At 67.2% G+C, this 12,576-nt stretch carries 13 protein-coding genes; 6 read left to right on the top strand and 7 right to left on the bottom strand.

Features of this window, described 5'->3' with window-relative positions:
* The first annotated feature begins 7 nt into the window (after positions 1 to 7).
* A complete protein-coding gene (locus tag JF52_RS0101095; RefSeq protein WP_033104697.1) occupies positions 8 to 1,219 on the top strand; it encodes an MFS transporter in 1,212 nt (403 codons plus the stop codon).
* Positions 1,220 to 1,251: 32 nt separating this feature from the next.
* The gene (locus JF52_RS0101090; RefSeq protein WP_033104696.1) at positions 1,252 to 1,881 is read left to right on the top strand and encodes an NUDIX hydrolase; all 630 of its coding nucleotides are present in this window, start codon (positions 1,252 to 1,254) and stop codon (positions 1,879 to 1,881) included.
* A gap of 14 nt (positions 1,882 to 1,895) precedes the next feature.
* Here the strand turns inward: JF52_RS0101090 and metX are convergent, their stop codons facing one another.
* Complete coding sequence (metX, locus tag JF52_RS0101085) at positions 1,896 to 3,104, bottom strand: homoserine O-acetyltransferase MetX (RefSeq protein WP_033104695.1); 1,209 nt, start codon at positions 3,102 to 3,104, stop codon at positions 1,896 to 1,898.
* Between the two features lie 543 nt (positions 3,105 to 3,647).
* On the opposite strand from metX, the gene JF52_RS16375 reads away from it, so the two are divergent.
* A complete protein-coding gene (locus JF52_RS16375; RefSeq protein ID WP_160175014.1) occupies positions 3,648 to 4,259 on the top strand; it encodes an endonuclease domain-containing protein in 612 nt (203 codons plus the stop codon).
* Positions 4,260 to 4,319: 60 nt separating this feature from the next.
* Here the strand turns inward: JF52_RS16375 and JF52_RS0101075 are convergent, their stop codons facing one another.
* Together JF52_RS0101075 and JF52_RS0101070 are read right to left on the bottom strand one after the other, a co-directional pair.
* On the bottom strand, positions 4,320 to 5,504 hold the full coding sequence (locus tag JF52_RS0101075) for an IS30 family transposase (RefSeq protein ID WP_052166658.1): 1,185 nt from the start codon (positions 5,502 to 5,504) through the stop codon (positions 4,320 to 4,322).
* Between the two features lie 91 nt (positions 5,505 to 5,595).
* Positions 5,596 to 6,918 (bottom strand): bifunctional o-acetylhomoserine/o-acetylserine sulfhydrylase, encoded by a 1,323-nt coding sequence (locus JF52_RS0101070; RefSeq protein WP_033104694.1) that lies wholly within the window; start codon positions 6,916 to 6,918, stop codon positions 5,596 to 5,598.
* A gap of 168 nt (positions 6,919 to 7,086) precedes the next feature.
* Here JF52_RS0101070 and JF52_RS0101065 point away from each other — a divergent pair, with 168 nt between their 5' ends.
* From JF52_RS0101065 to JF52_RS0101055, 3 genes are read left to right on the top strand one after another with little or no spacing between them, the layout of a single operon-like run.
* Positions 7,087 to 7,872, top strand: coding sequence for an SDR family oxidoreductase (locus tag JF52_RS0101065; protein WP_033104693.1), 786 nt, complete (start codon positions 7,087 to 7,089; stop codon positions 7,870 to 7,872).
* Positions 7,873 to 7,878: 6 nt separating this feature from the next.
* A complete protein-coding gene (locus tag JF52_RS0101060; protein ID WP_033104692.1) occupies positions 7,879 to 8,580 on the top strand; it encodes a uracil-DNA glycosylase in 702 nt (233 codons plus the stop codon).
* A 9-nt stretch (positions 8,581 to 8,589) separates the two neighbouring features.
* The gene (locus JF52_RS0101055) at positions 8,590 to 9,198 is read left to right on the top strand and encodes a GNAT family N-acetyltransferase (protein WP_033104691.1); all 609 of its coding nucleotides are present in this window, start codon (positions 8,590 to 8,592) and stop codon (positions 9,196 to 9,198) included.
* Here JF52_RS0101055 and JF52_RS0101050 read toward each other — a convergent pair.
* From JF52_RS0101050 to JF52_RS0101035, 4 genes are read right to left on the bottom strand one after another with little or no spacing between them, the layout of a single operon-like run.
* Positions 9,161 to 9,970, bottom strand: a complete 810-nt coding sequence (locus JF52_RS0101050; protein ID WP_084595448.1) for an ABC transporter ATP-binding protein — start codon at positions 9,968 to 9,970, stop codon at positions 9,161 to 9,163. The two genes, JF52_RS0101055 and JF52_RS0101050, sit on opposite strands and share 38 nt — an antisense overlap.
* Positions 9,967 to 10,758: an ABC transporter ATP-binding protein gene (locus JF52_RS0101045; RefSeq protein WP_033104690.1), complete on the bottom strand. Its 792-nt coding sequence runs from the start codon at positions 10,756 to 10,758 to the stop codon at positions 9,967 to 9,969. The genes JF52_RS0101050 and JF52_RS0101045 overlap by 4 nt, the downstream gene beginning before the upstream one ends.
* Positions 10,755 to 11,621, bottom strand: a complete 867-nt coding sequence (locus JF52_RS0101040; RefSeq protein ID WP_033104689.1) for an ABC transporter permease — start codon at positions 11,619 to 11,621, stop codon at positions 10,755 to 10,757. The genes JF52_RS0101045 and JF52_RS0101040 overlap by 4 nt, the downstream gene beginning before the upstream one ends.
* Complete coding sequence (locus JF52_RS0101035; RefSeq protein ID WP_033104688.1) at positions 11,621 to 12,571, bottom strand: ABC transporter permease; 951 nt, start codon at positions 12,569 to 12,571, stop codon at positions 11,621 to 11,623. The genes JF52_RS0101040 and JF52_RS0101035 overlap by 1 nt, the downstream gene beginning before the upstream one ends.
* Positions 12,572 to 12,576 lie beyond the last annotated feature (5 nt).

The raw sequence follows: 12,576 nt of genomic DNA, 5'->3' as shown, positions 1-12,576 counted from the left end.
TGGACAGGTGAATCCCTCGAAGAATTCGAGGGGTGCGGCGAAGTGGGCGCTCCTCTCCCTCGCCATCGGCTCATTCGGAATCGGCATGACCGAGTTCGTCATGATGGGCCTGTTGCCGCAGATCGCACAGGATCTGCTGCCCGACCTCTGGCAGACCAGTCGCGAGGGCGCCATCGCACAGTCCGGCGTGCTCATCTCGCTCTACGCGCTCGGCGTCGTGATCGGTGCGCCCACGATCGCCGGCCTGGTCGCTCGATTCCCACGGCACCGCGTCATGATCGGGCTCGCGCTGGCATTGACCGTGTTCAACGCGCTCACTGTCGTGCTGCCGAGCTTCGGACTCGTCGGCGCCTCACGGCTGCTCGCCGGGCTCCCGCACGGCGCGTACTTCGGCATCGGCGCGCTCGTCGCGGCCGATGTGCTCGGACCGGGCAAGCGCGCCAAGGGCGTCGCGTTCATCCTCACCGGCCTCACCATCGCGAACGTGGTCGGCGTGCCGCTGGGCACCTATCTCGGGCAGCAGTGGGGGTGGCGTAGCGCATTCATGGTGGTCACCGTGGTGTTCGCTCTGGCCACCGTCTGCATCGCGAAGTTCGTGCCGAAGCATCCGGGGGATGCGGGCCGCACCCTGCGGTCGGAACTCGGCGTGTTCCGTGTCGGTCAGGTCTGGCTCACGCTCGGTATCGGCGCGATCGGCTTCGGCGGATTCTTCGCGGTGTACAGTTACGTCGCCCCGCTCGTCACCGAGGTCGCAGGCTCTCCCGAGTGGGCGGTGCCGATCGTGCTCGTGATCGTCGGGCTCGGGATGACGGTCGGCAATCTGCTGGGCGGGTACCTGGCAGACCGCGACCTTCGGCTGACCCTGCTCCTCGGAATGGCCGGCCTTGCGGTCGTGCTCGGGATGCTGGCGCTGCTGTCCTTCCAGATCGTGCTGCTCGCTGCGCTGGCGTTCGCGGTCGGGTTGGTCTCGTCGGCCCTGAGCCCAGCCATCCAGACCAGGCTGATGGACGTCGCCGGAGACAACCAGTCCATCGCGGCCGCGTTGAACCACTCTGCGCTCAACATCGGCAACAGCCTCGGTGCATTCCTCGGCGGTGTCGTGATCGCCGTCGGCTGGGGCTTCACCGCACCCGCGTGGGTCGGTGCGGTGCTGGCCCTGATCGGGCTGGCGATCACGACCGTCGCCCTCCGGGTCGAGCGCGTCGCGGTCGTAGCCTGAGCCCTTCACCGCCGCCCGCGTAGGGTGAGGGCATGGACACGATCATGCCCGTCGGCGGAACCGTCGTGCTGCTGCGCGACCGGCGATCCGGCGGGGTCGAGACGCTGCTGATCCGTCGCCCCGATCGCGGGTCGTTCGCCGGAGGGTGGGTCTTCCCGGGCGGTGTCGTGGAGGAAGCCGATCGCGTCGATGACTCGGACGAGCGGGGGATCGCCGCACTCGCGGCCGTGCGTGAATGCGAGGAGGAGGTAGGCGTCCGGCCGGCGGACCTCGTCACGCTCTCCTGCTGGGTTCCGCCTGTCGAGGCACCCAAGCGCGTGCGAACGTGGTTCTTCCTCGCATCCGCCCCGCCCGGTGAGCTGGTCTTAGCCGCTGATGAGGTGATCGACGCGCGGTGGTCGACGCCGGCGGAGGCGCTCGAACTTCATGCGGCAGGGCAACTGAGGCTGTTCCCGCCGACGTGGGTGACGTTGCAGGCGCTCACGCAGGCATCGAGCGTCGCGAGCGCTCTTGCCGCGGCATCCGTTCCTGAGTTGTACGCGACGTACATCATCGCGGGTGGGGTGTTCGTGTGGGGCGGTGACGCCGAGCATCCGGAGGGCGGCGAAGGACGCCACCGACTGGAGACGGCTGCGCTGCCCTGGAACTACCTGCGCGACTGACTCATGCCCATCTCTCAGGCGTCGAGCAGTCTCCGCAGGTGCGCACCGACGGCTTCGGTCTCGATGAGGAAGCCATCGTGCCCGAAGTCGCTGGTCAGCACGACCGCCTCGTGACCGTCGAGAGTGTTCGGGATGCTGCGTGCGATGCGATGCTGGCCGTCGACGGGGAACAGCCGGTCGGTGTCGATTCCGAGCACGAGCGTCTTCGCGGTGACGGCGCGCAGCGCCTCTTCGACCCCGCCGCGGTCGCGGCCGACGTCGTGCGAATTCATGGCCTCCACGAGCGTCAGGTAGCTGTTCGCATCGAAGCGACGGGTGAACTTGTTGCCGTGGAAGTCGAGGTATGACTCGACGGCGAAGCGTCCGCCATGGCCGAGCGGTGAGACGTCGGACTGCCAGGAGCGCTGGAACCGCTGGTTGAGCTCGATCGGGCTGCGGTAATTGAGCAGAGCCATGCGACGCGCAAGCGCGAGGCCACGGTGCGGGCCTTCTCCGTCGCTGAGGTCGTAGTACTCGCCGCCCTGGAATCGAGGGTCGATCCGGATCGCCTCGAGCTGCACCGAGTTCAGCGCGATCTGATCTGCGGTGTTGACCGGGGGAGAGGAGAGCACCGCGAGGCGCTCGACGCGTTCGGGGTGCGTGACGGCCCACTCCAGCGCGTGCATCCCGCCCATCGATCCGCCGATGACGCCCGCCCAGCGATCGATGCCGATGGCATCCGCGAGGCGCACGTGCGCCGCGACCTGGTCGCGCACGGTGAGGTACGGGAAGCGGGAGGCCCACTCGTATCCGTCCGGGGCGACGCTGGCGGGACCCGTGGTGCCCTGGCAGCCGCCGAGCATGTTCGGTGCGATCACGAACCAACGATCGGTGTCGATAGCGGCACCTGGACCGACGATCTCCTGCCACCACCCGGCGGTCGGATGGCCGGCGCCGGCTTCGCCACGCAGGTGGCTGTCACCGGTGAGGGCGTGCAGCACGAGGATCGCGTTGTCACGCGCCGCGTTGAGCTCGCCCCAGGTCTCGTAGGCGATGCGGATGCTGGGAAGCTCCACGCCGCTTTCGGTCTGGAAGGGTCCGGATGCCGCGAACTTGCGGTGTCCGGCCGGGTCGCCGTCGCGCCACGCGCCGGTGACGGGTGGACGTGCGCGCAGCAGCCGGGTATCCGCCTCCGTCACGCGCGCCGATGGCACGGTGTCCTCGGAGGTGCTCTGCCAGTCCATGCACCCATTCTCGCGTGGATCCGTGCGCCGTCGGCGCAGGTTACGCGCGCCGGCTACCGCAGGAGATGAAAGGAGGAAAGTGCTCGTCAAATCACGGGATGACCGACACTTTCCTCCTTTGTATGAGACGGGACTCGCCCTGCACAGTGGGATGGAGCTGTGGCTTATCCACGGTTCCCGTGATCGCGGGCGCCGCGGCCGGCACGGCTGCCTCAGGATGTGTCGATGCGACCACGAGCCCGAATGCCACGAACGCTGGGGGAGACCTTCACCATCCGCGAGGCCGAGGCTTCTGGAGTGGGGCGCTCCCGGAGGAATTCTCCTGATCTCCATCGCCCGTTCCACGGCGTGCGGGCGGTGGAGGCTCCGAAGACGTTTACGGAGTTCGTCGCCTGCTGTCACCGCCGTATGAAGCATGGGCACCGCTACGGCGGACGTACCGGGATGCGGCTCTGGGGCTTACCGCATCCAGAGATCTGGACGATGAAGGAACCTTTGGAGGTGATGGTTCCGCCGGACACGGCACCTCCGAGAACCGGCGGGGTGAAGGGACGCCGCCTCGCCGAGGACCGCGCGGAGACGACGATCCTGAAGGGCGTTCCGGTTGTGGATCCGGTCGCCGCGTTCTTCACTTGCGCTCACGAACTGACGACCGCACAAGCCGTTACGGTCATCGACGCGCTCATCACGACGGCATCCGACTACCCGGACCTCGGACCGCGGCGTCCGATGACCACGCGCCAGCTGATCTTCGATCGACTCGCGCATTGGGGGCGATTCCCAGGGTGTGCGACTGTTCGGGAGGCTCTGCCTCTCGCACGAGAGCGAGTGGAGTCGCCGAAGGAGACCGAGACGAGACTTCTGATCGTCGCGGCGGGGCTCCCGGAGCCGGAGGTCCAGTGCGGTGTTTTCGACCGCGGCCGCTTCATCGCCCGGGTGGATCTGGCCTATCCGAGACTGAAGATCGCGATCGAGTACGAGGGAGACGGTCATCGGACGGACAAGGGACAGTGGCGGCGCGACATCCAGCGTCAGCGTGAACTGGAGGCGCTCGGATGGATCGTGATCCGTCTGACCGAGGACGATCTGAGGAACGCCGGTGCATCGCTGCTCACGCACCTTCGCCGCGCCATCGCTACGCGTTCGAACGCGTGAAAGGAGGAAAGTGCCGGTCAATTTGCGGGCAATGTCAAGTGGTGGGAGCAACGCCGGGGTTCACGCGGCGAGTAGTAGCTCGTTGAGTCGGTTGGCTGGGGTCTGAAGCTCAAGGGTCGGGCGGGGGCGACGGTTCAGTGTCGCAGCGACTCGGCGGAGGTCTTCGGGGGTATGGGCGGAGAGGTCTGAGCCCTTCTCGAACCAGAACCGCAGCAGCCGGTTGGTGTTCTCGTTGGTCCCGCGTTGCCAGGGCGAGTGCGGGTCGCAGAAGTAGAGCGTCGTGTCCAACGCGGTCTGGATCTGGGCGTACTCGGCCAGTTCCGTTCCGCGATCCCAGGTGATCGAGCGGCGCAGATGCTCGGGCAGGTCGCCCATCTCTCGGATCATCGCCGCAGCGACGGTATCGGCGGTGTGATCTCCGGGGAGGTGGAGCAGGATCGTGAAGCGCGTCGCGCGCTCGACGAGAGTGCCGATCGCAGTCCCATCACACCCGATGATGAGGTCTCCTTCCCAATGTCCCGGAACAGCCCGGTTCTCGACCTCGGCCGGCCGGTCACTGATCTTGAACGCTTCCTTGTAGGGGCTGTTCTTGCGCCGATCGGATGTGTGGGCAACACGCTTGTTCCGTTTCAGGGAGAGCTTCTGCGCCAGATCTGCCCGCAGCTTTCCGCGGGTCTGGACGTAGAGGGCCTGGTAGATCGTCTCGTGACTCACCTGCATAGTCCGATCATCCGGGAAGTAGAACTCCAACATTGCTGAGATCAGCGCCGGGCTCCACCCCTCATCCATCCACACCTCGATCAACCGGCACAGCGCCTCGTTCTCGATCAGCGCGAACGGCTTCGGACGCCGCCTGGCCTGGTGCGCTCTCGTGTGCGCGACAGACGCGTAATACACCCCGTCCGGGCTCGTATTGCGCTTCACCTCCCGCCAGATCACGGACTTATCCCGACCGATTTCCGCCCCGATGCGGGCATAACTCATGCCCGCACGTCGGCCCATCTGAATCATCCCTCGCTCGTGCGCTGTCAGCATCCGCTCACTGATCGGCATCACGTCCGGCACCGGATCAGCAAGACCACCCGTCGCGCCTCTATCGATCGTCATGCCCCCAGACTGGGCCCACCACCGCGATGCCGACGCAGTCCCCGCGCCGACACTCGCCGCAGCACTCACCGTCGTCGCGCCAGCGCACACCAAATCAACGAACGCAGTACGAGTACCAGGCGGAAACAACTTGACCATGAAACGCTCCTTCATCAGAGCGTTGCTCCCACCATATGAATTTGCCGCGAGATGACCGACACTTTCCTCCTTTGAACGCCCGGAAGCAGCGCTAGGCGCGAGCGGCCTCCGAGACGCGGCGAGCCGCGTCGAGCGCCTGCTCGAGGTCGGCCTTGAGGTCGTCGATGTTCTCCAGGCCCACCGACAGCCGCACCAGACCCGGCGTGACGCCGGAGGTGAGCTGCTGCTCAGGAGTCAGCTGCGAATGCGTGGTGGATGCCGGGTGGATGACGAGCGAGCGCACATCGCCGATGTTCGCGAGGTGGCTGAACAGCGAGAGGCTGTTCACGAATTCGCGACCGGCCTCCACGCCGCCCTTCAGCTCGAACGACAACACGGCGCCGACGCCCTTGGGCAGGTACTCGTTGGCCTTGGCGTACCAGGGAGAGGTGGGCAGACCCGAGTAGTTGACCGACGCGATGTCATCGCGGCCGTCGAGCCACTCGGCGACTTCCTGCGCGTTCTGCACGTGGCGCTCGATACGCAGCGAGAGCGTCTCGATGCCCTGAATGAGGTTCCAGGCGCTCTGCGGGGAGATCGCCGAGCCGAGGTCGCGCAGCAGCTGCACTCGGGCCTTGATGATGTACGCGAGCGGGTCGCCCACCGCAGTGGTGTAGCTGGCGCCGTGGTACGAGGGGTCCGGCTCGGTGAGGCCGGGGAACTTGTCGACGTTCTTGGACCACTCGAAGGTTCCGCCGTCGATGATCGCGCCACCGATGGTGGTGCCGTGGCCGCCGAGGAACTTGGTGACCGAGTGGACGACGATGTCGGCGCCGTGCTCGAACGGACGCAGCAGGAACGGGGTCGCGATCGTGTTGTCGACGATGAGCGGCACGCCGTTCTCGTGAGCGATGTCGGCGACGGTGCGGATGTCGAGCACGTTGATCCGCGGGTTGCCGATCGTCTCGGCGAACAGCAGCTTCGTGTTCGGGCGGACAGCGCGGCGCCATTCCTCGGCGTCATCCTGGTTCTCGACGAACGTGACGTCGATGCCCAGCTTGGCCAGGGTGTACTTGAAGAGGTTGTAGGTGCCGCCGTAGATCGAGCTGGATGCGACGAAGTGGTCGCCGGCCTGCGCGATGTTCAGCACGGCGAACGTCGATGCCGCCTGGCCGCTGGCGAGGACGAGGGCGCCGGTGCCCCCCTCGAGCGCCGCGAGCCGCTGCTCGAGAACGTCCTGCGTCGGGTTCTGGATGCGGGTGTAGATGTTGCCGAACTCGGCCAGCGCGAAGAGGTTCGCAGCATGGTCGGCGCTGTCGAAGACGTACGACGTCGTCTGGTAGATCGGCGTGGCACGGGCCTTCGTGACAGGGTCGGGCGCGGCGCCCGAGTGGATCTGCTTGGTCTCGAAACGCCAGGTCTCAGGTGCGGACATGTGTTCCCCCTGGAACGGATTGAGGTCGGTGCGGCGGATGCCGTTGATGAGAGCGTACGTAAGGACCGCGGTGTCAACAACGAAGGGGAAATGTTACGTAACATGCCGGCACGCCGAAACCGCAGTGAGAAGGCGATGAGATGAGGCGAAACGTCGTACGGTGGAGGCATGGTGACACGGCGTGCAGTGGTGACAGGTGCGAGTACGGGGATCGGGGAGGCGACGGTTCGAAACCTCCGTGCGCGCGGGTGGGAGGTCGTCGGCGTGGCGAGACGCGCTGAGCGTCTGCAGACCCTCGTCGACGAGGTCGGCGCATCGGCCATCGCGTGCGACCTGACGGACGCGGATGCCGTGGATTCGCTCCTCGCGGAACTCGAGGAGTCCGGTCCGGTGCACGCGCTGGTGCAGATCGCCGGTGGTGCGCGCGGCACCGAGCGGGTCGAGGACGCGAGCATCGCCGATTGGCAGTGGATGTACGACGTCAACGTGCTGGCCACCCAGCGTCTGGTCGCCGGCATCCTCCCGCAGCTGCGTCGTGCCGCCGAATCCGACGGGCACGCGGACGCGGTCTTCGTGACGTCGACCGCGGCACAGATCGCATACCCCGGCGGCAGCGGCTACAACGCGGCCAAGGCCGCGGAGTCGATGCTCGTCAAGGTTCTCCGGCAGGAGCTCAACGGCGAGCCGATCCGCGTCGTCGAGGTCGCGCCCGGCATGGTGCACACCGAAGAGTTCACGCTGAACCGTCTCGGCGGTGACAGCCTCGCAGCCGAAGCGGTCTACGCCGGGGTCGAGGAGCCGCTCAACGCGCACGATGTCGCCGACGTCATCGGCTACGCATTGGATGCGCCGGGCCATGTCAATCTCGACCTCATCACGATGCGTCCCGTCGCCCAATCGGCACAGCATCTGCTGGCGCGGGGACCGTTGCGGGTCCGCGGCGGTGAAGGCTGAGCCCGCATGCCGGGCCGCTCTCTTGCGCAGCTCGCGGATGAAGGGCTGATCGACTGGGACTGGGCGGAGGCTCTCGCGCCCGTCGCGGATGTCATCAGCGCACTCGGCGAACGTCTGCGGCTCGAGCAGGCGGAGGTGCGGGGCTACCTGCCCGCCGGCGACCACGTGCTCCGCGCGTTCCAGCGACCGCTCGCTGATGTGCGGGTGCTGATCACCGGTCAGGACCCTTACCCGACGCCCGGGCATCCCATCGGCCTGTCGTTCGCAGTGGAGCGCCACGTGCGCCCGCTCCCGCGGAGCCTGAACAACATCTACGCCGAACTGCAGAGCGATCTCGGCATCCCGCCGGCATCGCACGGCGATCTGACGACGTGGAGTGACCAGGGCGTGCTGCTGCTGAACAGGGTGCTGACGGTCGCGCCCGGTGCACCGGCATCCCATCGCCGCTGGGGCTGGGAGCAGGTCACCGAACTCGCCATCCGCACGCTCGCCGCTCGCGATCAACCGCTCGTCGCGATCCTGTGGGGGAGGGATGCCGCGAACCTGCAGCCGATGCTCGGAGATACGCCGGTGATCGCCTCTGCGCACCCGTCGCCGTTGTCCGCGCATCGCGGGTTCTTCGGATCCCGGCCCTTCTCGCGTGCGAATGCGTTGCTCGAGCAGCAGGGCGCGAGCGCGGTGGACTGGCGCGTCGACCACGAACTATAAGCTGAGCGCATGCAGTTCGAACCGGGAGACCGACGTCGAAGACTGCCGCGTCATCTGCGCGAGCCGGAGCCCGATCAGGGCACGTTCTCGTTCACGATCCGACCCGCACTGCAGCGCGATCTTCCCGACGTCCGAGAGATCTACAACCACTACGTGGCCAACTCCGTCGTGACGTTCGACGAGAAGCGCAGCACGCACCGCTACTGGCGCGAGAAGTTCGCGATGCTGACGAAGCTCAAACTGCCGTTCCTCGTCGCCGTGACGCCATCGAACCAGGTGATCGGGTACGCGCTCGTGCAGCCGTGGGCGAGCAAGTCCGCATATCGTTACACGGTGGAGGATTCGATCTACCTCGGACCCGGCGCAGGAGGCAAGGGCCTCGGGTCCGCACTGCTGCAGTCGCTCATCACCGCATGCGAGGAGATCGGACTGCGCGAGATCGTGGCGGTGATCAGCGACAGCGGCGCCGAGCCGTCGATCAGGCTGCACAACAGGTTCGGCTTCGTCGAGGTCGGACGCATGGGGCGGGTCGGCTTCAAGTTCGGCCGCTCGCTGGGAACGGTCTATCTGCAGAAGTCGCTCACACCGAAGTCTCGTCGCCGCCTGTTTCGGGGATGACGGGAATCGCGGCCAGCAGACGCTTGGTGTAGTCCTGCTGCGGATGCAGGAGCACGTCCTGGGTCGCACCGCGCTCGACGATGCGGCCGTCCTTCATCACGGCGACGGTGTCGCACAGGTTCTGCACCACGCCGATGTCGTGCGAGACCAGGATGAGAGTGAGATCCTCGGTCTGCAGCAGACCGTCGAGCAGTTCGAGGATCTGCGCGCGCACGGTGACGTCGAGGGCGGAGAGCGGTTCGTCGCCCACGAGGATGCGCGGTCGATGTGCGATGGCTCGTGCCAGGGCGACGCGTTGGCGCTGGCCGCCGGAGAACTCATGCGGATAGCGCTCGGCCATGTCGGGCTCCAGGCCCACCTGCGCGAGCACCTCGCGCACGCGTGCCCGATGATCGCCTTCGATGCCGAGGGCCCACAGCGGCTCGGCGATGATCTGCCCTGCATTCATCCGCGGGTCGAGCGAGGCATACGGGTCCTGGAACACGAGCCCGCTCTGGCGACGGAGCCAGTGCAGCGAGCGGGCGGAGGCCGTGGCATCCACCGCCCTTCCATCGATCGACACGGTGCCGGACGTCGGCCGATCCAGCGCCAGCAGCAGGCGCACCAGCGTGGACTTGCCAGAGCCGGATTCGCCGATGATGCCGATCGCCTCGCCGGCCTCGATGTCGATATCGGTCGGATGCAGTGCGGTCTGCGTGCCGGCGCGTTCGAGGATCGTCCTCTTCGCGACGGGGAAGTCACGCGAGAGGCCGCGTGTGGAGATCAGGCTCATCGTTCACCGCCTTCCGGTCGCCACAGCGTCGCGGTGGCATCGCGCAGCAGCCCCTGGGTGATCGGTGACGAGGGTGCCGTGAGCAGGGTCGAGACCGGCGCCGACTCGATGACGCGTCCATCCTCGAGTACCACGCCATGCGTCGCGACCTGGGCCAGGACGGCGAGGTCGTGCGTGATGAACATCAACGACATGCCCTGCTCCTCCACGAGCGAGAGCAGCAGCTTCAGGATCTCGGCCTGGATCGTCACGTCCAGAGCGGTCGTGGGCTCATCGGCGATCAGCAGCCGCGGCCGGCAGGCGAGGGCCATTGCGATAGCGACGCGTTGCCGCTGACCGCCGGAGAGCTGGTGCGGGTACTTCTGCACGATCGACTCCGGGTCGGGCAGGCGCACGCGTGCCGCCTCCTCGACGGCGCGCGCTCGGGCCTCGCGCTTCCCGGCTCCGGTGTGGATGCGCACGGATTCCGCGATCTGACGCCCGACGGTGCGGATGGGGTTGAGGGCGGTCCGCGGCTCCTGGAAGACGATGCCGATGTCATCGCCGCGGAAGCGCGCGAGCTCACGATCCGGCATGCCGATCAGCTCGGCGTCATCCCAGCGGATGCTGCCGGTCGCCGTCGCGCCGTCGGGCAGCAGCCCGAGGATCGCGAGTGCCGTGAGCGACTTGCCGGAGCCGGACTCGCCGATCAGCCCCAGGCGCGCGCCGTCCGGCACGTCGAAGGAGATGCCGTCGATGACGCGGCGCCCGTCGATCTCGACGACGAGGTCCTTGACGGAGAGACTCATGCGACCACCGCCGGTGTGTGCAGCTCGGCACTGCGATGGCGAAGTGTCGGATCGGTCGCCTCACGCAGTGCGTCGCCGAGCAGGTTGAGCGCGAGCACCGTGATCGTGATGGCGAGGCCCGGCCAGATCACGGACAGCGGATGGATGCTGATGTACCGTTGCAGATCCGACAGCAGGATGCCCCACGACGGTTCGACCACCGACGCCCCGAAGCCGAGGTACGACAGCCCGGCTTCGGCGAGGACCGCCACCGCCATCGACCACGACAACTGCACGATGAAGACCGGCGCGACGTTCGGCAGCAGGTGACGCACCAGGTTCTGCGCGGGGGTGAGCCCCGCCGCCCGGCCGGCGAGCACGAAGTCGCTCTGCTGCACGCGACGCAGCTCTGGTCGGGTGACACGGGCGATGTTGACGCCGAAGCCGATGCCGACCGCCCAGATCACGACCCACAGCGACCCGCCCCAGACCGAGGAGATCATCATGGCGATGATCAGCACCGGGAACGCGATCAGGATGTCGACGAGCACAGCGACGGTCTCGCGCACCCACCTGGCGGTGAGCGCTCCGAGCGAGGCGAGGGCTATTCCGACGATCGTTGCGACGATCCCCGCGCCGATGCTGACGAAGACGGTCGTGCGGGTCCCCGCCATGACGAGGCTGAGGATGTCGCGCCCGGTGTTGTCCGTGCCGAGCAGATGCGGCCAGCTCGGCGCAGCCCAGCGGTCGCGCACGTCGGCGTCGAACGGGTTGAAGGGGGTCCAGAAGACCGAGATCAGGGCGACGAGTGCGATGACGATCACGGTGATCAGACCGAAGCGTCCGGTGGTGCTCCTCCACAGGTCTCGCAGCCAGCGGGGCATCAGGCGGCCTCTCGCTGGCGCGGATCGACGAAATGGTGGATGAGATCGACGATGAAGCCGATCACCAGTACGAGACCGGTGAGCACGAGCAGTTCGCTCTGCACCTTGATCAGGTCGCGCGTGCCGACGTCGGCGACCAGCATGCGTCCGATGCCAGGCAGCGTGAACAGCTGCTCGATGACGACCGAGCCGACGATGATGCCCGCCACCTGCAGACCGAGCACGGTCACGATGGAGAGTCCGACCGCAGGGATGCCGTGCTGAACGAGCGCCCTGTTGCGGGTCAGTCCCTTGGCTGCGGCGGTGCGGACGAAGTCCTGCCCACGAGCCTGCAGGGTGGCGCTGCGGACGAAGCGCAACAGCATGGCGCCCTCGACGATTCCGATCGTGAGCGCGGGCAGTATCAGTGCCCGGAAGGCCTGCCAGGGCTGCTCCCATCCGCCGCGGGGGAAACCCTGGGCGGGGAGAGCGCCGAGCCACACCGCGAACACGACGATCAGCATCATGCCGGCCCAGATCACCGGCACCGCAGCCAGCGCCTGCGCGGTGACGCTGAGCGCCGTGCCGGAGGCGCGGCCGCGCCACAGCGCGGAGAGGATCCCGAACGGCACGGCGATCAGCAGTGCGATCACCAGCGCCATCAGCCCGAGCGGAACGGTCACCTGCGCCTTCTCGGCGAGCTCCGCTCCGACGGATGCGCCGCTGAGCTGAGAGGTGCCGAGGTCGCCGGTGAGCACTCCGCCGATCCACTCGCTGTACTGCACCAGCAGAGGACGGTTGAATCCGAGCGATTCCCGCAACGCCTCGACAGTGGCCGGTGATGCCTGGGTGCCGGCGATGAGCTGGGCGACGTCGCCGGGGAAGACGCGCAGCGTGAGGAAGATGAGCACGCTCGACACGAGGAGCCCTGCGATGAGCAGGACTCCTCGTGTGAACGTGTAGCGGATCACGCCGT

Source organism: Microbacterium profundi, from assembly GCF_000763375.1.
Classification (GTDB): domain Bacteria; phylum Actinomycetota; class Actinomycetes; order Actinomycetales; family Microbacteriaceae; genus Microbacterium; species Microbacterium profundi.
The sequence above is the reverse complement of the archived record's forward strand: the minus strand, read 5'-3'. Positions and strand labels throughout refer to the sequence as shown.